At 61.0% G+C, this 19,910-nt stretch carries 13 protein-coding genes and 2 pseudogenes; 3 read left to right on the top strand and 12 right to left on the bottom strand.

The window, feature by feature from the left end; translation table 11 throughout:
• Positions 1-79: 79 nt before the first annotated feature.
• Together istB and istA are read right to left on the bottom strand one after the other, a co-directional pair.
• Positions 80-850, bottom strand: a complete 771-nt coding sequence (gene istB / locus HB633_RS30335; RefSeq protein ID WP_213781822.1) for an IS21-like element helper ATPase IstB — start codon at positions 848-850, stop codon at positions 80-82.
• On the bottom strand, positions 847-2,511 hold the full coding sequence (gene istA / locus HB633_RS30330; protein ID WP_346730391.1) for an IS21 family transposase: 1,665 nt from the start codon (positions 2,509-2,511) through the stop codon (positions 847-849). Before istA ends, istB begins: the two co-directional genes overlap by 4 nt.
• A 203-nt stretch (positions 2,512-2,714) precedes the next feature.
• On the opposite strand from istA, the gene HB633_RS30325 reads away from it, so the two are divergent.
• The 3 genes and pseudogenes from HB633_RS30325 (at position 2,715) to HB633_RS30315 (ending at position 5,909) form a co-directional block, all read left to right on the top strand.
• Positions 2,715-3,749, top strand: a complete 1,035-nt coding sequence (locus tag HB633_RS30325; protein WP_213781820.1) for an IS110 family transposase — start codon at positions 2,715-2,717, stop codon at positions 3,747-3,749.
• A gap of 319 nt (positions 3,750-4,068) precedes the next feature.
• Entirely contained in the window at positions 4,069-4,602 is a 534-nt protein-coding gene (locus tag HB633_RS30320; RefSeq protein WP_213781819.1) for a tetratricopeptide repeat protein, read from the top strand.
• A 63-nt stretch (positions 4,603-4,665) separates the two neighbouring features.
• Positions 4,666-5,909: pseudogene (locus HB633_RS30315) on the top strand (ISNCY family transposase).
• Positions 5,910-6,118: 209 nt separating this feature from the next.
• On the opposite strand, the pseudogene HB633_RS31100 reads toward HB633_RS30315, so the two are convergent.
• The 10 genes and pseudogenes from HB633_RS31100 to HB633_RS30265 all read right to left on the bottom strand — a co-directional run.
• Positions 6,119-6,598 (bottom strand): annotated as a pseudogene (locus tag HB633_RS31100) (transposase); the annotation flags it as partial.
• 188 nt (positions 6,599-6,786) lie between these two features.
• Positions 6,787-8,679: an ATP-binding protein gene (locus tag HB633_RS30305; RefSeq protein WP_213781817.1), complete on the bottom strand. Its 1,893-nt coding sequence runs from the start codon at positions 8,677-8,679 to the stop codon at positions 6,787-6,789.
• Positions 8,680-8,869: 190 nt separating this feature from the next.
• On the bottom strand, positions 8,870-10,531 hold the full coding sequence (locus HB633_RS30300; protein ID WP_213781816.1) for a cyclic peptide export ABC transporter: 1,662 nt from the start codon (positions 10,529-10,531) through the stop codon (positions 8,870-8,872).
• Positions 10,532-10,589: 58 nt separating this feature from the next.
• Positions 10,590-12,086, bottom strand: a complete 1,497-nt coding sequence (locus HB633_RS30295) for a hypothetical protein (RefSeq protein ID WP_213781815.1) — start codon at positions 12,084-12,086, stop codon at positions 10,590-10,592.
• Positions 12,083-12,838 carry an aspartyl/asparaginyl beta-hydroxylase domain-containing protein gene (locus HB633_RS30290; protein WP_213781814.1) on the bottom strand — a complete coding sequence of 252 codons (756 nt, stop codon included), beginning with the start codon at positions 12,836-12,838 and terminating at the stop codon, positions 12,083-12,085. The genes HB633_RS30295 and HB633_RS30290 overlap by 4 nt, the downstream gene beginning before the upstream one ends.
• A 38-nt stretch (positions 12,839-12,876) precedes the next feature.
• Positions 12,877-13,788, bottom strand: a complete 912-nt coding sequence (locus HB633_RS30285) for a phytanoyl-CoA dioxygenase family protein (RefSeq protein ID WP_213781813.1) — start codon at positions 13,786-13,788, stop codon at positions 12,877-12,879.
• 250 nt (positions 13,789-14,038) lie between these two features.
• On the bottom strand, positions 14,039-17,188 hold the full coding sequence (locus HB633_RS30280) for an amino acid adenylation domain-containing protein (RefSeq protein ID WP_213781812.1): 3,150 nt from the start codon (positions 17,186-17,188) through the stop codon (positions 14,039-14,041).
• A 114-nt stretch (positions 17,189-17,302) separates the two neighbouring features.
• Positions 17,303-18,127, bottom strand: a complete 825-nt coding sequence (locus HB633_RS30275; RefSeq protein ID WP_213781811.1) for an SDR family oxidoreductase — start codon at positions 18,125-18,127, stop codon at positions 17,303-17,305.
• A gap of 10 nt (positions 18,128-18,137) precedes the next feature.
• The gene (locus tag HB633_RS30270) at positions 18,138-18,836 is read right to left on the bottom strand and encodes an alpha/beta fold hydrolase (protein WP_213781810.1); all 699 of its coding nucleotides are present in this window, start codon (positions 18,834-18,836) and stop codon (positions 18,138-18,140) included.
• Between the two features lie 115 nt (positions 18,837-18,951).
• Positions 18,952-19,910, bottom strand: a 959-nt coding sequence (locus HB633_RS30265; protein WP_255581292.1) for a thioesterase domain-containing protein, incomplete at its 5' end; no start/stop codon positions are given.

The raw sequence follows: 19,910 nt of genomic DNA, 5'->3' as shown, positions 1-19,910 counted from the left end.
CCCGGACGGTCAGTTGAAACTCCCCCACTTATGGTCGCGCAAATTCCCCCACCCTGTGCAGCAGGACTAATGGTTTTATTTAGCTGGTTTTCGATTTCCGCGCAAGCGTTTCAGCGGCTTCCTTGAGACGGTAACTGCGACCGTCGAATTCAAGCAGGTGGCAGTGATGCATGAGCCGGTCGAGGATCGTGGTGCTCATCGTGTTGTCGCCTAGATATGCGCCCCAATCCTGCACAACGCGATTGGATGTCACGACAACGCTGCGATGTAGTTTGTAGCGTTGATGGATTAGCGTTTGCAGCAGCGCGCCGGCGGCATCTGGGATCGTACGCGACAGGAACAGGTCATCCAGCACGAGCAGATCGCTCTCGAGGATGGCTCGCAGTCGGGCTTCGCGCTGAGCCGCCGGGCTCAGCGCGTAACGGTTAAAGAAGTCGTCGGTCTCAAGATACTGCACCTTGTGGCCCTGCAGGACCGCCTGGTAGGCGACAGCCTTCGCAACGTGCGATTTGCCGGTGCCTGGTTTACCGATGATCAGCGCATTGTCGCCGGCGGCGATGAACTTCAGCGTGTGAAGCTGGAAGCAGGCCTGGCGAGGCACTTTGGGATTGAAGGCCCAGTCGAATTCGGCGAGCGTGAGTTTCTCTTCGAGGCCGGAGAGCTTGTAGCGGCGTTCGATGAGCCGGGACTGGCGGCGATCCAGTTCGTCCTGCAGGATCAGCGCGAAGGTTTCGAGGAATGGCTGCTGGGAGCCCTGGGCCTGCAACACGCGCGTTTCAAGTGTGTCGCGCACGCCGGACAGGCGGAGCTGTCCGAGAGCCCGTTCGATTTCCGGTAATGTCATGGTCATGCCTGTGTTTCTCCAGTCGGAGGTTGAGATTCGGCGCCGTGCTGCGCACCGAGGGTAAAGAGTTCGCCGTATTCGGCGGCGGAACGGATCAGCGGGTGATCCTGCGTGAGAGGCAGTTCGAGTTGCGGTGCCTGATCGAGCCGCTCGAGTGCCTGTTCGAACAGCCGCTCGACGATCGCGCGCACCTGTTTGTAGCGGTAGACGTGATGACGCAATGCGTGATCGCAGGCCTGTTCAACGAGCCGGGCGGGATACTTCTTCGCTAGACCGACGATGCCCCACATGGCGCGATGGCCGACGCGACCTTCGCTGTCGAACATATGCTGGCAAAGCGCCTTTGTTTGCGGCCCGATGTCCGCCGCGCTCGCGAGCAGGAAGGCGCTCTGACGGGACGGATTGAACGGGCGTTCGTCTTCTGGCAGTTCAAGCGAACCGGCCTGCTGGGCGCGAGGATGGGTGCGCAGCAACGCCTGCGTACGGCGATCGCGAATCTCGATGGTGGAATCGTAGATCCGCACTGAAACGAGACTGCCGATCGGTGCAGGTCGTGCCGCATAGTTGCTGCGATCGATGTTGACAGTGGTGTCGTCCCAGACGGTACGCACGACCTCCGTGAAGTAGCGAAAGCCGGTGGTCGGCAACGCCCGCAGATGCGGCCTCTCCTCCTGGAACATGGCCTCGACCTGTCGCCGGGCGCTGCCATGGATTCGTTTGGCCGCCCAGTTTGCCTCCCAGTGCATCAGGAATTCGTTCTGGGCTTCGAGCGACTCGAAACGGCGGCCGGCGAGCGCGGTGCCCTGCGTATGTTGAATCGCGTTCTCCACGGTCCCCTTTCGATTCGGGTCCCGCACACGGGCCGGATCGGCGACGACACCGTAATGCTCTAGCATCGCCTCGTAGAGCCGGTTGATCTCGGGTTCATACAGGTCCGGCGTAATGACGCCTTCCCGGAGGTTGTCGAGAACGACGTAGCTAACCGCACCGCCAAAGTAGCGGAAGGCTTCTTCGTGAAGCTGCGCCCAGACCTGTTTGCTGGACTTCCAGACCACGCGCCGGAAGCTGCGTCTTGAGTACCGAAGGGTCATCACAAACAACCGCGGGCGTCGGTAGCGGCCGGTCTTCGGATCGCGGGTCAGTGCGCCTTCGCCATAATCGACTTGAGCTTCTTCGCCGGGGGCGAACGCGAGACGGTCGAACTGCTCGGGATCAATGTGGCGCAAGGCGCGCACGAAACGCTTGACGCTCTCGTAGCTCGCGGTGAATGCGAACTGGTCGACCAGATCCTGATAGATCGCCTGCGCGTTTCGCCTCAGGCGGACCTGCTCTTCGATCCACTCGCGATGCGGTTCGCTTGCGGAGCGGGCGAAATTGAACGTTGTCGCCTTGCTGGAAGCCTCAGTAGCCGGTGGTCGCGGCGATGGGGGACTTTGCGTGACTGCCGATTCAGAGCCGGCGGTCACCATGGAGGAGTTTGCTGACCCAGACTTCTGCGACTCGAAGATCGCCTGATAGCGGCGGATCGTCTTGCGGTCGATGCCCGTCAGCCGCTGGATCTGGCGCTGGCTCTTGTTACGCTCGAGTAGTGTGAATACGGTGCTTTGCAGGTGCGGCTTCAAGACGTTCACTCCCTGAACTCCCTCTTGTTCGAAGGAGACGAAGATAGACGTCCTGCGACACTTCTCCCGTCAGCTCAGTCGACGGTCGTCAGATGGGGGAGTTTGAAGTGACCATACCCGGAATGATATGAACGGCCCCCACCTATCGGCGAGGACATGCAGACAGAGACGGATCCGCCCAGATCGACCACATCAGGCCCAAAACTGGAAGATCATGAAGGTCCTCGAAGCCAACCGGAGAGTTCAAAATGAGCCATACGATAGTTGGGGTAGATATTGCTAAGAATGTCATGCAGATGCATTGGATTGACGCGGAAACCGGCGAGGTTATCAACAAACCAATCAAGCGGGCAGCGTTTCTAGAACATTTTGCAAATCGTGCACCCTGTCTGATCGGGATGGAAGCTTGTGGCGGTGCTCAGCACTGGGCGCGCCAACTCATGAAGATGGGGCATAAGGTAAAGCTCATGCCGGCGAAGTTCGTAAAGGCATTCAACATCGGCAACAAAAACGATTCGGCAGACGCGCGTGCAATCTGGATGGCAACGCAGATGCCAGGCAAGGCAGTCGCTGTCAAGACAGAATCGCAGCAGGCCGTACTGGCACTGCACCGGATGAGGCAGCAATTGGTGAAGTTTCGTACGATGCAGATCAACAGCTTGCGAGGCTTACTGACCGAGTACGGTGAGGTTATGCGCACAAGTCGGAGTGCGCTCGATAAAGCAATCCCAGAAGTCTTGGCGAAACTCTCGGAGCGTTTGCCGACGATGCTGATCGACACGCTACGCGAACAATGGAATGGATTGACGAAGCTTGACGATCAGATCGTCGAAATCGAACGGCGGTTGCAGATGTGGATGAAGGAAGACAAGGCTGCTAAAGCGATTGCCGAGATCCCCGGGGTAGGTCTGCTGACCGCTACGGCTGCTGTCGCGACGATGGGCGATGCGAAATCGTTCCGGTCAGGGCGCGAGTTCGCCGCCTGGCTGGGCCTAGTACCTGGGCAAACTGGCTCAGGTGGGAAGGTTCAATTGTTAGGCATAAGCAAACGGGGGGATACCTATTTACGCACGCTACTTATTCACGGTTCTCGGAGCGTGCTGTTTCACTCAAAACAGCCCTCACAATGGATCGAGCAGTTGAAAAAGCGGCGTCCACTGAATATTGTGATGGTCGCGCTGGCTAACAAGATGGCGCGAATGATCTGGGCAATACTGGCACACGACAAGCCATACAGGAAGGATTACGCGACTGTGAAGCCAGTTGAGTACCATCTCCGTTGAAGAGCAGGCGATTACGCAGGAAACCTTATCAAAAGTTGCGTTGGCAATCAAGTGTAATGACAACACAGGTAAGACCGGGACTCGTCAAACCTGAAAATTCCTCAGAGCTTCGAGCTCTCACCCGGAATGAGGCACGAGTCAGCGGATTTCATAGGGACCCGCAGCGGCTGTAACGTCTGCAACAAGGTCGAATATAGAGCTGCAACTTATCTCGTTCGTCAAAACACACGAAAAACTGGCGCAAAGGGGGCCGTTCATATAGGGGAATTTGACCGACCGCCCGGGTGACTGATCACGCTCGTTTGGTGTCGCCCCATGAATGCATGCAGATAAAAAAATACGGAATGCCGAGGTTCACTATGGACGGATGGTCACAGAAGCGCCGCTGGTTGAGCGGGTGCATTGCATTGGCCTGATTATGTTGGCAGCCCGATCTATCGCTGCGTCCCAGATCGCACCAGCGCCGATGCTATCCGATCACATCGGCGAGCTGGTCCAGGGCGATGCAAATGGGGCGATTGAGACTCGGCAACGTGATGCAAACGACGCGCGTACCCGCGCCATTCGGCTGGCGGCCAAACAAGGACAGCCCGAGGCCGAACATACCTTGGCCCGGATGTATAGCGCGGGCGTTGGGGTGGTGCGAGACGACAGCGTGGCTGCGATGTGGTATCAGAAAGCCGCGGACCAAGGCTACGCGCCAGCCCAAAACAGGCTTGGCTACGCCTATCTGAAGGGGTTAGGACTGCAACAGGACGACGCCCTAGCGGTGCAATGGATGATGAAGTCCGCAAAAGGCGGCTATGCACCTGCCCAGTACAACGTTGGGGTGTTCTATGAATTGGCAATATAGAAATGTCGTGTTCTGCTGTTGGTGCCAAGCTGGGAACTTCCGATCAGACGATGGGAGTTCGCCATGAAACCAACCGGACTGGTGACACTAAATATGCGCGAACTCGATCGTCTTAAAGTGATTCAGGCTGTCGTGGACCGGATGCTCAAACCGGGCCTGGCGGCTGAGCGTTTGAATTTGACGGTGCGCCAAGTCGAGCGTTTGGTGCTGCGGTACAAGCAAACGGGCGCAGCCGGTGTGGGCTCGGCAGCGCGAGGTCGTCCAGGCAATCGAAAGCTTGATGAGGTAACGGCATGCCGGGCACTGGTTTTGATTCGCGACCGATACGCCGAGTTTGGCCCAACGCTTGCCTGCGAGAAGCTGCGCGAATGTCATGGTTTAACGCTTTCCAAGGAGACTGTTCGCCACCTGATGACCGACGCCGGCCTGTGGATTCCACGCAAGCAGCGCCCGCCCAAGATCCATCAGCCGAGGAACCGGCGTTCGTGCCTGGGCGAGCTGATCCAGATCGATGGTAGCGATCACCGGTGGTTTGAAGACCGGGCGCCAGCGTGCACGCTGCTGGTGTTTATTGACGATGCCACAAGCCAACTGATGGCGTTGCACTTTACGGCGACCGAATGGACGTTCAGTTATTTCGAGGCCACGCGCAAATACATCGAGGCGCACGGCAAGCCCGTGGCACTCTATAGCGACAAGGCCAGCGTGTTTCACTGCAACCAGCACGCGAGCACGCCCGACAAGGGCGTGACCCAATACGGGCGGGCCTTGTACGAGTTGAATGTGTAAACGCTGTGTGCCAACAGCAATCAGGCGAAGGGACGCGTGGAGCGGGCCAATCTCACCTTGCAGGACCGGTTGGTCAAAGAGTTGAGGCTGCGCAAGATGAATACAAAGGAGGCCGCCAAAGCGTATGCGCCCCACTTCATAGCCGACTTCAATGGATTCATCATTATCTGGACGTGTACGAGTACCCGGATGGTCCCATCGAAATCGTAGCGAAAGGCACTGCCCTGACCTATCGCCAGTACGATCGGCTCTCGGATGTAGGCCAAGGTGCCGAGATCGATAACAAGCGCCTTGGACACGTTCTCACGCTGTCTCGACGGGTGCAGTTGGAGCGTGACAACCGGCGCATCTCGGGCTCGCCTTCGCGGACCAACCGGGGCGAACCGGTGAAGCCGAAGATGCGGGCCAACAACACGAGTAAGCAACGCGAGCTCAAGCAGATTGACCTGGATGCAATTATCTTGCGGACCTCTGACAGGCAGGCAGCCGTGGTGGGGAAACTGCCTTCCTATCGATGACGAAGTTTGCAACCTTCTCGGCGCATACGGTACCAAAATTTCAAACCAATTTCGCCTGAACACTTAGTGTGTGTTCCGGCTGAATGTCTCCGTGACATGAAGAGACCTGTTCGAGTCGCCCCCATTTTGGTTATGAAGTTTGCGAAGCGTCGCTTCGTAAATATTAGGTGGTGCGCGTTTCCAGTATATCTATTTTATGAACCTCCCACGACCGCCCTGTCCAACGCCGCCCGACCAACGCCCATCACCTCGCCATATTTGATTAGCAACCTACGCAGGCTGTTGATCTGCATTGTGCGAAACTTGATCAACTGCTGGCGCATGCGATGTAGAGCGAGGACCGCCTGCTGCGCCTCGGTCCTCACAGCAACCGATTTGCTGGCCATCCGAATCGCTATTCAAATTGCTCACGCGTCTGCCGCGTCGCTTTTGTTGCGGATGTTAAATGCCTTGACCGATTTTGCCGGCATAAGCTTTACCTGATGGCCCATCTCGATCAATCGTCGAGCCCAGTGTTGCGAACTGCTGCAAGACTCCATCCCGATGAGGCAGGCATTGCGATTGGCGAAGTACTCAAGAAACGCCGCGCGCTTAACAAGCCTATTCACGATCTCAACAGTCTCTGGATCGACTCAGTGAACCTGCATCACGTTTTTTGCGATGTCTACACCAACGATCGTATGCGTCATGACGGATACCTCCCTGTCAGCAGGGTGAGCCAACAAAAAATCCATCTCGATCAGCGCGCACTGGCTTATAGCTCACGCAGTTATTACCGATGGGTGAGGGTCGTTCATATCAATCAATTCGGCTCATCCCTTCCCGTTGCACATGAATTGCAGATTGACAGAATTCCGTCTAACGACGCCTGGTCAGTTTAGGTCTCGCACGGAACGCTGATATGCAGATGCAAGTGAAATTCAGCGCCGCGGTGAGCGCCGTTACCTCCGCGTAACCTGCCGCCCATATCGCGCACGATGCCCTGCGAGATGGCGAGCCCAAGGCCGAGCCCGACGCCCTGCTTTTTGGTAGTAAAGAATGGCTCGAAGATGTGATCTAGATTCTCTAATCCGATCCCCGCTCCGCTGTCCGACACGACGATCGCGACGCCATCTGCCTCTTCGATCACCCTGATGGACAGGATCCGCGTTGCGGAACTTTCCATCGCATCGAGCGCGTTCGCGAACAGATTGACTAGAACCTGCTCTAACCGGTTGGGATCCGCCACAACGCAAAGGTCGGTTGTGGCCGGCTCACGCGCAACCATCACGCCTTCGCGGCGAATCCGCAGATCCATCAGCGACAGGGCATTAGCGATTACACGGTCGATCTCGACGACGCCGAGAAAAGCGGGTGACTTATAGGCGAAGCGCCGCAATTGCGACGTGATGCTGCTCATGCGCTCGGTCAGCCTGACAATTGAGTGCAAATTGTCGATGCCTTCGTCGTTGCGGCCGATCTTCAGGAACTGAATCGCATTATCCGATAGTATCCGCAGCGCGACGAGCGGCTGGTTCAACTCATGCGTGACGCTCGCCGCCATCTGGCCGAGAAGGGCAAGCTTGCCGGCTTGCACAAGTTCTTCCACGGTCGTCTTCAATTGCTGTTCGGTCCTGCGGTGGCCTGTCACCTCGTTACGCAGATTGCGGTTCGCCTTCGTCAACGCTTCCGTCCTGCGCAGCACCTTGCGTTCGAGTTCGTCGTTCATCTGTTTAAGCGTCGCCCGCATCGCCAGTTGTTGCGCGACGATACGCCTGCGCTGCATCAGGTAAAGGAAACCGATCGCCGCCAAGGCAAAGCCGAAACCCGCAAGCAAGGCCGCGCTGCGGCTCGCTTGGCGAATCGAGTAGGTATCAGAAAAGGACATGATCTGCCAGTTCGTTCCCGGAACGGCTTGGGTCACGGCAATGAATTCCGGTTCAAACGACAACCCCGCGCGCGATGGTGGGGCCAGCTTTCGCGCGATCGTCTGCAGTGTGGCGTGCTCGTCGAGCCGGCGGGCCTCGACTAGGCCGATCGGCTCCAGTCCACCCACGATCTCGTATTGGCGCGTGTTTTCTATGCGCTTGCGCGTGGCCAGCAACAGCGGCTTCAGCGTACGATATTTCCAAGCCGCGAACGAAGTCAGGAACACCACCCCGTTCGAATCGACGAGGATCAAGGTCTCGGGACTGCGCTTCCACATCGCCTCTATCATGTCGAGATCGATCTTTATCACCACCACACCGACCTTTGTGCCGTCCGCATCGTGAATCCGCGTCGCATAGTAGTACCCGGGTGTGCGGCTGACGGTGCCGAGGCCGTAGAAGCGGCCGCTTCCGGTTCGCAGCGCATCGACGAAATACGGTCGATAGGAGTAGTTCTCGCCGACGAAACTGTCCGGGCGGTTCCAGTTGCTTGCCGCGATCGTTTTGCCATCCAGGTCGATTACGTAGATTGCCGAAGCGTGCGCGCCGGCATTGACCTCCGCGAGATAGCGATTGAGCATGACGGCCATCTCGCTGTTGCCGGGATTCCGAAGCAGCAGCACTGTGCTCGGATTCAGGCTGATCAGCTTGGGAAGATAGTCGTAGCGGGTCAGCGTGCTGGTCAACGCGCTCTCATACAGATCGAGGCGATGCTGCGCGTTATCGATCATGGTCTGCGTGCCGTTGCGCTGCGCATACCAGTAGACGCCGCACATGCTCGCGATGCAAAGCATGCACAGTAACGCGAGCGTTGCGATGTGCTTCACGCGCGGGCTGAGGTGCGGCAGGGGACCGCGCGTCATGCGGTTCATTGAATTTAATTGAAGGGCCGGAAGGTCGACGCAGTCTAGCAAAGGCCTCAGACTTGCAGGATGGGGGATTCCACTAGACGGCCTGCATCTCCAGCAGGCGCGCCGAGCGTGCGCTCCACCGAGGCCTGCCGGGCCGGGCGAGTCGGCGAGCACGCTGTATCGCAGCGAGGTGCTTCGCATGTCAGGCTGAAAAGACGTGATCGGCCGCGGCGTTCATTCCGACCATGTGTAAGCGCCCGTCGTCGATACGCGCGATCTGGTCGGCGCAGTCGAAATAGGCATCGTCGTGCGAAATCGCGATGATTGCCTTGCCTTGCTTGCGTAGTTCTGGCAAAAGTCGGCGATAAAACACTTCCTTGAAGCGCGGATCCTGATTGGCCGCCCACTCGTCGAAGAAACAGACAGGCCGATCTTCCATGTAGGCGGCCAGCAACGCCAGCCGCTTGCGCTCGCCGCTGGACAGATCGGTGGTGGAGAACCGGCCGTCGACGAAGCGCACTTTTCCCACGAGGCCCAGCTCGCCGATATAGCGATCGACACGGGCCAGCGTATCGGCATCGATGTCGCCCGGCAGCCAGTCAAACAGGTGAAAATCCGTGAAGATTGCCGAGAAATGCTGGCGATACCATTTGACGTTGTCATCCGTCACGGGCACCCCGTTCAGGGTTATCCGCCCGCTGTCGGCCGGATAGAGGCCAAGCAGCAGCATTGCGAGCGTGGTCTTGCCGCCACCGTTGCCGCCCGAAATCAGCAGGATTTGACCTGCGCGCACGGAAAGGTCGATCGGCCCGACACCGAACCGTTCGCTGTCTCCAACGGCCGGATAGTGAAACGCGATCGATTCGAGATCGAGCCGCAAGGGACCGCGCATTGCGAACGGATCGGCGTGAGCTGCGTCGAGCGGCGGCAGGGCAGTGTCCCGTTTCAATCCGAGCAACCTGCTCGTTAACCGCTCGATCTTGCGCATCGAAACGTTCGACTGCCGCAACGTCGGGATGGAATAGACAAGTTCTGACACAGGGCCGACCAATGACAACATCACAATCGCGACTGAGGCGAGATTGGCGCGTGGCTCCGAAGAAAGCAGCGGCACGATGAACAAGGCCGCGCCGATCATCAAATAGAAGGCCATGTCCGAAACGTGATGCAGCCACGAATAACCAGTCATCCCGCGCACGAAGAGCGACCGGGCACGCTGTGTCAGATTCTCGACATCGACCGCAAGGAACGCTTCGGCGCGCTCGTGGTTGAGCTTGAGCTCCTTGTTGGCGTGGATGATCGTCTTGAAATTCTCGTAGTTCCCCGCGAGTAGCTTTCGGTATTGCGTCATGTCGTCCAGCGGCCGACGCTCGACGCGCTGGTACACGTAGACCCCGATCACGAGCACACAGGTCAGCGCCGCGGCGAGGCGCCACGAGACCCAGGCCATGTAGGAGATCGATGAGAGAATCACGATGATGTTGCAGAACAGGGTCGGAAGCGTTTGCAGCGCGTTGATGAAGCGCCCGACGTCGCTTGTGGCGATCACGATCAGTTCGGATTCTCCAAACTCGTTGATCTTCATGAGCGGTGTGTCCATGAGTTGCCGACTCAGCTCCATGCGCAGACGATAAGTAGCGTCTTGCGAAAGCCGCACCAGGGTGATTTCGGAAAAACACCGCGACGTCACCGCGACGAGGCAGAGCAGCAGGAAGACCCACGCGTAACCAAGCGGCGCCGAAGCGCCGGATACGACGCGCCCGGTCACGATGGCGAGGCCCGAGCTGGCCGCACCACCGACGAGGCCGGCCAGAATCGCAAGGATGACGGGGACCAGCGAATGACGAAAGAGATAGGTAAGCATGGGTAGATTCGCGAAGCGCCGTCATCACAGCGCCAGGGGGCGTCGGGCTTCCTGGGCCTTAGCGCAGGTACGGGGCGGCGGCCGGATCGATCGCCGGCAAGGGCACGATAGGCAGCCCATAGGCGTACATCGCGCCCAGTGTGCGATCAAGGAGCCGATAGGTGTCGCTCCTGTGCACCGGGCGCCATGGGGCGAGCCGCCTGCGGATCTCCGGGATGCGGCGACCGTAGTCGATCTCTTCTTCGTTGCTGGGATGGGTGCTCAGAGCGATTACGTCGAAGCGGCACAACAGCAGCATCTTGGTGAACTTGGTGGCCAGATAATTATTGAACAGCAACATCCCCCGGTCTCGCATCTGGCCGGCCGCAGCGTGTGAAAGCTGGCACTGGCGCGACCAGTGCTCGCCGCTCCGATAGTGATGCGCGGCATGCATGGCGCCGATACCGGCCACTTCCTCGTCCTGATAGAGGATGTTGATGGTGTTGCGCGCGATATTCCCAGGGTCGTCGGGGTCGGCCAGCCCATGCCAGAAATTGACGTCGATTGCGGTCGGAACGCCCACCGAAAGACGTATCAGCAGCAGAGCCAACGCCGCGCCGGGATTGAAGCAGGCAATCACGACAAGCATCAGGAACCAGCCGCCGATGCCGTACCCGAGCAGCCGGATCTGGCGGCGATTGCTCCTCGCGGCCAGATAGGCGAAGACGTCGGCAGCAAACGTGAAGCTCAGGCCGAGTTTTAGCGCAAACCGACAGAAGTCGAAGAAGCTGGTTCGGTCATAGCGTAGCGTCGACTGGGGATCGCCGAGGTCGTTGTTCTCGACGTGGTGGATATAGACGTGTTGCGCGCGATAGAAATGCGGGATCCTGCCGTGCATCGCATTGAGCCCGAGACGCAGCCACAGGTGCATGCCCCTCAGCAACACGCCTTGCGTGGGCGACAGATGCGCCGCGCCGCGAAACACGTTGTTATGGATATCGGTGTGATCGAGCGTCTCCTGGTCTGATCCCGATATCAGCCAGACGGAGATGAAGCAAAACAGGCAGGCGAAACTAAACGGCCGGATGACGAGCAAGCAGGCAAAAGCAGGCAGCATGACCAGCGAGTTCGCGATCAACAACCTCGCGAAGTGCGCATCGAGCGGGTTGCGCAACAGCTTCGAGAAGATGCGTTCGATCGACCTGGTCTGATGCCTGCGTTCGAACTGTGCGATGGTCCACGGCTGGGCTGTCAGTCGCGAGTGAGCCACTGACAGCAAGCTCAGGCCGATTAGCATCGGCACTGCCAATCCGATCCGCCAGGCAAGCGCTGTCGTCGGCGGCGTGCTCGCAAGTACGCACGCAAAACCCTGCGTGAGTAGCACGCCGGCTAGCGTCGCGGAGAACGTCGAAGCACGGATCCAGCGCTTGAGAATCGGGATATCCAGCAGCAGAAAGCCGGGCTCCAGCGCGGCGGAAATCAGGCGCTCGATGAGCGAAAACGTGAGTACGTAGACAAGCGCGACGCTGATATGCAATGGTTCAATGAGGCGATACACCATGGGCTGCCGGTTCATTGTGCGTCGGCCTCTGCGTTGTCGGACTCGCCCGCGCCGCTGAGCCGACGATCCAGTTCGGCGCCGTATGCTGCTTCCCAGCGATGCCATTCATCGATCGCATCCATGATGAAGCTGCTGCGGGAGATCCGAGCGATCTCGATTTCGTTGCGGCGTGCGAGCGCAGAAGGCAACGGACGATCAAAGTCGACGAACAGGACGACACGGTCGCGCGTACCATTATTCCAGGCCTGATGCGTGTGGGAGTCGTCGAAGATGAGCGACGCCCCCTCTTCCCAGCGCCGCGTCTCGCCGCCAACCGTGATGCCGCACTGTTCGGGCTCGGGCACGACGAGGCCGAGGTGATAGCGCAGCACGCCGTTGTACGGGCCTTCGTGGGGATGCAACACCTTGCCTGCCTGGAGGATTGACAGCATGGCGGCGCGCAGGTGCGGGATCTCGCGGAGCGACGCGGCAAGTTGCGGGCAACGTTCGCTGTTGCGCGCGAAATGATGGCCATACACGTGTAGCGGGAAGATTTTCCAGCGCTTGTCGGTACTCAGTTGCCGTTGTTCGTGCTGGATGTCCTCAAAACCCGGCAGCCGGTCGACCGCCACTAGCAGCCGGCCGACCTCTTCCCGCAAGCCGGGCCAGCGTGCCTCGATGGCGCGGGTCCAGGAGAAATCGGCACTGTCGAAAAAACGCTGCTGGCCCGATCCGGATCGGGCAATGACCTCGCGGATGTCGACGCTGTGCTGGAGTGAAGCGCTCATATGATTCCTTTCATAGTCCTTCCCTGCTGTCCTGAGTCCTACGCTGCCAGCAGGGATCCGGAGATAGCGCGCAACGGCTCGTTCGACCTAGCCACGAGAAATTCCGCGCGTTTGGGCGAACGTGACAGCGCATTGCCGACTGCGTTATACGTAATGAAGATTTGCCGCCGGCTGTAGGGCGACAGGTTCAAGCCCGAGGCATGCGGGAGATTGGCATGGAAGAAGAATGCCGAACCGGAGGGCCCATGCGCCGATCGCAGGCCATGATCCGCAACCAGCGCGCCGACCACGTCGGCGCTCAGCGTAAAGCGCAGATTGGCCGATACGTCGGAGCCGCCCAGCGCCATACCTGCGCAGGTAGCCGGCTCGCAGCGATGCAGGCCTGCGCGGTGGCCGCCAGGGATGTAGAACAGCGGGCCATTGAACTCGTTGACTTCATCGAGATAGACGGCGACCGTCACTGCATCCGGCGACGGCATGCCGTCCAGATGAGCCCAGAACGCGTAGTCCTGATGCCATGGCCACCGGTCGCCTACTAGCGGCGCCTTGGTGTTGATCTTGAACTGATATAGGTAAACTTCGTCGCCTAGCAGTTCCATCGCAGGCGCCATCAGGCGCTCGTCGCAGATGAGCCGGTGGATCAAAGGGCTGCTCGCATGGCCGCCATACATCGAGCGAACCGATTGCCGGCCTTCTTCGACGACGGTTGCTTCGGGGTGGTATTCCCCCGCCGCGCCGCTGATCTCATGCTCCAGCGCGGCGACTTCCGCGGCCGAAAACGCGGCACGCGCCATGAGGCAACCCTCTGAGCGAAATGCAGCCGTCACATCGCTTGTGTGCGCGGCGCGTGCGGGCGATTCACGGCCGGTCTTGTCGTCAGGCCATGTCGAGTAATGCTCTTGCTGGTTGATCAAGATCCGGGACAGGCGGGTTTCCTCTTTGACACTCATTGTCGGGTCTCCGGAAAACGCTAATCAAGTATGCAAACACCATGCCAATGTCCGGCAACGGAAAAACGTCGACGGATCAATTCGCCCGCGTGTCTCACACCTTCGCGACCGCGCGAATAATGTTTCAACACGCGATCAGACTGGCTGGAAAACGTGACGTTTCGATTCGGTAAAAGCCGTTCGTGAGCATTCCTTCCGAGACGGCCTTCGGCGTGCCTTGTTTCGGCGTCGCTCCCGAATGGCATTCCGTCTATCCGCCTTGGGACAGAAACGCGGCGACTCGCCTCACGGTCTGCCGCACGTACACTTCACGCATCGACAGGTTGCCGTAACCACCCTCGCGGATTGCAACCGCAATCCGAACCGCTGACAGTGAATTGCCGCCGAGCTCGAAGAAATTGTCATCCGGGCCGACCTCCGTGCGCAGCACGTCCGCCCAGATCCGCTGCAAGACGGCTACCATGCCCGCGCCGACCGGTCCATCCGCACCCCTGGCGCTGAGTTCAGGGCGTGTGGACGCCGGCGCGGGCTCGAAGGTCGCAAAACCCGAGCGCACCGGCGTCGGCAGACGCGCGGTGTCGAGCTTGCCGTTCAATGTCAGCGGAAGCTCCGTCACCGCGGTGACAGTGGCAGGGACCATGTGCTGGGGAAGCACACGCGCAAGCTGTCGACGCACGGGCGCGGTATTGCCGCGCGACAACACCACGTATGCATCGAGCCGGGCAGCCTCACCGCTGCCGTTCACGACCACCGCGCCCGCCGACACGCTCGCGCATTCGAGCAGTACCGCGCGAATCTCATCGAGCTCGATCCGGAAGCCGCGGATCTTCACCTGCCGGTCGAGCCGGCCAAGATGCTCGAGCCGACCTTCGGCGTCGAGGCGTCCGCGGTCGCCGCTCCGGTACATACGTCCGCCCGTGTAGGGGTCGATCAGAAAGCGCTGGGCGGTCAAGTCGTCGCGCTGCAGATAGCCATCGGCCACACCTGCGCCTCCTACGTAGATTTCTCCCGCCACCCCGGGCGGGACTATTCGCTGCTGCGAGTCCATCACGTACACATGCCAGCCCGGAACCGGTCGACCGACCGAGCGTGATCCGTTCAGCGCATGAAGGCGCGTGATGGTCTGCGCCGTCACATGGACGGTGGTCTCCGTAATGCCAAACATGTTGACGACGCGGCAGGTCGATTCGGGATGCCGGTCGAACCACGGCAGCAGCGTCCGCGCGTCAAGCGCCTCGCCGCCGAAGATCACGAGGCGGAGCGCCAGCGCGGCCGGCATGCGTTGCTCGGCCTGTTGCAGTTGTGCGAATGCGGTCGGCGTCTGGTTGAGCACGGTCGCGCGCTCATGCGCCAGCAGTTGCAGGAAGTCGTCGGGTGCGCGCGATGTTTCGTAGGGCACGACGACCAGATGGCCGCCAGTCGCGAGGCAGCCCCAGATCTCCCAAACGGAGAAATCGAAGGAGGTCGAATGGAACAGCGTCCAGACGTCAGTCGACGTCAGGCCAAAGTCGTCCTGCGTCGCGGCGATCAGATCCAGCACGTTGCGGTGTGGCACGACGACGCCCTTGGGTCGTCCGGTCGAACCAGACGTGTAGATCACGTACGCGGCGGCGCCAGGGCCGTCGTCGTGGTGCGGCGCGGCGATGTCGCCAACGTCGTCGCGGCCGTCGAGGTGTTGCAGCAACTGGGCAACGTCGAGCACCCGTACCGCGACGCTCGCCGGCAGGTTTGCGCTTGCGCCGATGATCAGCGACGGCCGCGCGTCGTCGATCGTATACCTGAGCCGTTCCTCGGGATAAGCAGGGTCGAGCGGCACATAGGTCGCTCCCGCCCACAGCACTGCGAGCAGTGCCGGAACCAGTTCGAGCGTACGTTCGAGACAGACACCCACGCGATCGCCCGGGCGTACGCCGTGGGCACGCAGCGCAATCGCCAGGCGGCGCGAAAGATGGGCGAGTCCGGCATAGCTGAGTCGCTCGCCTGCGCACGAGATTGCACAGGCATCGGGACGCGCTGCCGCGTGTTGATCGATACGTTGTTCGATACGTTGCGCCTGCCGTGCGGGCAACGCAACGGCCGCAGTGCGCAGCGTCGCGATCGCGGCGCTGCGGGCCGGTTCCAGCAGCGCGATGTCCGCTATCCGCGCATGACTTCCCCCCTCGGAGTGCCGCTGTAGTTCTGCGAGCACATGCAGCACCGCGAGGCCGAATGCTTCGACGCGCGCCGCGTCGAAGCATCCTGGATCGTAGTCGCAGGCCAGCACCACACCGCGCTGGTTCTCGACGGCCACTGGCATCAGCGTCAGCGCGAACGGCGGTGCAAGGCACGCGCGGTAATCGCTGCCGGGTGGTGTACCTGTCGACGCGTCCGTTGCGATGGTATCGAGCAACAAGCCGACCGCGATATCGCCGGCAGTGCCGGTCGGTATTGAGAGCGCCGCGCGCGTCGCTTCCGTATCCCATACCGGCGCAGCCGTCCAGCAGTCGGCAAGGGTATCGAGCAGTGCTGCCACCGTGCATTCGACATCGGCGCTGGCCGAAATCGGAGCGACGGGCAGCATGCGTACTGCCACGCGATCAAGCGCGCCATCGGATGAGTCGCCGTCGTGGTCACCGCGACTGGACGCGTCGATCACGCCAAGCACGGGTATGCATTCGGCGTCGAAACGCTCCATCACGATGCCGATGGCCGCGCTGAGCATCTGCGGCGTCCAGTCGGCCGGCAGCGGACCGGCTATGTGGCGGGCGGCGCGCGTCATCGAGGGGGCGGCGCGCACGCCATCGGTGCGCGCCCAGTCGAACCGCTCGCCGAAGGTGCAACGTCGCAACGCCGTGTCAAGCCGATCGCCGGTACACGGCACGGAGGTGGCCGCCGTGCCGTCAGCCCGCGCACGCCCGGCCTCGACGTGTGCATGCTTCACCACATCGCGCCATGCGTCGTCGTTGCGAGTCCCATCGGCAGGTTCGTCGACGAGCATGGACCCCAACCTGCGCAGCGCGGCAGCGTCAAGCACGGCCCGGCTTGCGACGAGGATCAGATCGGCAGCGCCATTCGCATAACTGAGCAGGGTGACACGCACCGGCGATGCGTCGCGCAGGCCGAGCGCCAGATTCAGTTCGGCCTCGCGGCGGCGCTGCGCGGCATCCGTGTCGGCGTTAAAGGGCACAGGCTCGATCCACGGGTGCGGCGGCGTGATCGCGCGGCCACGCGCGGATTCGCCGACAACCCATTCAGACAGGCGCGATTCCAGGGTCTCTGTGGGTAGCGTAGTGGGCAGGCGAAGTCGCAACGCGTGGCAGGCGGCGGCGAGCGGCACGCGGCGCATCGGCGGAGCAGCTGCCGCGAGCGGACGTGCCGGTGCAAGAAGCTCGATCGGGGGCATGGCGGTGGGCACTTTCATGAGCAATGGGAACAACGAGACTTGAGACTTTCAACGATTGCACGCGCAGACGCTCTACCTCGGACCCGGGACCCCGGAAGACCTCGATGGCGGGTGCGGCTACGGTGAGATGCGTCAACGCGCGGTAAAGCCAGCATCGACCGTCACGACCGTCCCTGTCACACGGCGCGAACCGTCGCAGGCGAGCCAGACGGCCGCTGACGCGATGTCCTCCGGTTCGATCAGCGCGTTCATCGGCTGTGCCTGCACGAAGGTTTCCTCATGCTCGTCGACGGGAACAGACAGCGAGCGTGCAATCTCCGACAGCATCCGGCCTTCTACAGCCGCGTCGTCACGCACCGAGCCCGGGCAGATTGCATTGACTCGCACCTGAAACGGGGCGAAGTCGAGCGCGGCGGCGCGTGTCAAACCGATCAGGCCATGCTTGGCCGCCACATAGCCGGCAAAATGCCGATAGCCCACCAGCCCCGCAGTCGACGCGACGTTGATGATGCTACCCACACGGCGCTCCAGCATGCCGGCAGCCGCAGCGCGAATCACCCGCCACGCGCCCGACAGATTGACGTCGATCATCAGTTGCCATTCGTCCTCTTCGATATGGTGCGCGGCTTTACCCGACGGCGCCGCGATACCTGCATTGTTGAGCACGACGTCGATGCGGCCAAAGCGGGCAAGCGCCTGCGCGACCGCATTGCGCACCGATTCGAGATCGCGCACATCGGCAGTCATCGCGAGCGCCGCGGCGCCCTCGGCCCGACAGAGTTCGAGCGTATGGTCGAGTTGGCTCGCGGTACCGAGCGGGTAAGGGACGCCTTCGACTGGCGCGGCGATATCGACGAGCACGAGATGCGCGCCCTCCGCCGCGAAACGGCTCGCGCAGGCGCGGCCTACGCCGCGCGCCGCACCCGTCACCAGCACTACTTTGTCTTCGAGCTGCACCTGGCCTCCTTCACGCGAGCGCCATGGTCTGCCGCAGGAGACCGAACAGCGGTTGCGGGTGGTCCGTCAGATACATATGGCCGCCATCGACTTCAAGCGTCTGCAGCGGCCGGGTGGTTACTGCCTGCCACGCGGCGAGTTCGGCCGCGCTGACCAGTTCGTCGTCGCGGCCCCGCACCGCAATCACCGGCATTCCGATCGGCGCCTTGTCGTGCGAGGAATAAGCTTCGTGCATCTCGACATCTGCGCGCAACACGGGCAGCAGCAACTCGCGCATCTCCGGGTCGTCGAGCGACGGGTGGCTATAACCGGCGAATTCGCGCACTTGCGCGAGAAACTGCGCGTCGCTGAGACCCGATGCATGTTGCACACGCGGCCGCGATGGGCTCGGCGAACCGCTGACGACAAGTCGGCACGGCAGATCCGGCGCCGCACGGTCGATTCGAAGCGCGAGTTCGTACGCCAGCACCGCGCCAAGACTATGACCAAAGAGCGTGATGTCAGTCGCACCGTCGAGCAGCGCGTCGAGATCGGCATCGAGATCGTCGATCGCCTGCTCGACCTGCGTGTAGGATTCCTCGGCGAAGCGGTTTTCTCGGCCTGGCAGTTGCACGGCCGTCACCACGAGCGTGTCGGCCAACGCTTCGGCCCACGGCCGGAACAATGAGGCGCCCGCGCCAGCGAACGGAAAGCAGATCAGTTTGCGCATGGTTCGTTTGCAAGATCAAAACTGGTTAATCGGAAGATTTGGCATCTCGTCGTGTATCCATTCGTGGGGCCTTATCCACCTCGATCAATGGCGCGCTTGCGCGAACGTTCGACCATCAGGACCCCGTCAACTGCAGGTTGGCGATCGCCGACAACAGTGCCTGCGCCAGCGTCACGACGTGCGGCCCTTTCAGCATGGCGTAATGGTCTCCATCCACCACCACCTCATCGCTCACCGTCAGCGTACGTGAAAAATCCTCCGCGTAGCGTGAGCGGTTGATGGACCCATCGCTCCACACCAGGTGGATGCTGACTGACAAAGGCAACATATCGAACTCGCCGAGCAGGCTCAGATGCCCGGCGGCAGCCGCGACCTGTTGCTGGAACGCCGTGAATGTCTCGTTCGTGAAGTTCGTGCCGAATGCGTCGTTCAGCAGCGTCATCACCTCCGGATCGTCGTACGGGAAAGCGAACCAGCTATCCGAAGTTCCTGCGCGTTGCATCAGCTGGCTGACGGCAGCGCGTTCGTCCTCGGTGATACGCTTGCCGCGAAGCGCCGCGATCGACGTCAGTTGCGCGGCCAGCATGGCGTCGTCCGGACGCAACGCGCGGCGCGGTAGTCCGGTGTCGATCAGACCGAGGTAAGCGAGTTGAGCATTGCGTTGCTCCAGCCGCGCGGCCACTGCCATCGCGAAGATGCCGCCGGAGGACCAGCCGGCCAGGCGATAAGGGCCGCCTGGCCAGGTGTCGATGATCGCTTTGGCATAGCGATCGGCCAGTTCATCGAGCGAGCCGTATTGCGCATCGGAAGCGCCGGCCTGTACGGCGAAAACCGGCATGCGTGTGCCCAGCGCACGCGCAAGTTCGAGGTAGACGCTCACCTGTCCGCCGACGGGATGGATCAGGAATAGTGGCGCCTCGTCCGCTGCGCCTGATTGTAACGGCACCACGATCGAGTTGCTGCGCGGCTTCGAATCGATCAGCGACGCAATGTCTTCAACGGTCGGAGACATGAACAGCTCGGCAAGCGAACAGGAACGCGCCAGCCTGGTGCCCATCGCGTGCAGCAGTTGTA

This window comes from Caballeronia sp. dw_276, from assembly GCF_018449635.1.
In the GTDB taxonomy this organism is placed as follows: Bacteria; Pseudomonadota; Gammaproteobacteria; order Burkholderiales; family Burkholderiaceae; genus Caballeronia.
The sequence above is the reverse complement of the archived record's forward strand: the minus strand, read 5'-3'. Positions and strand labels throughout refer to the sequence as shown.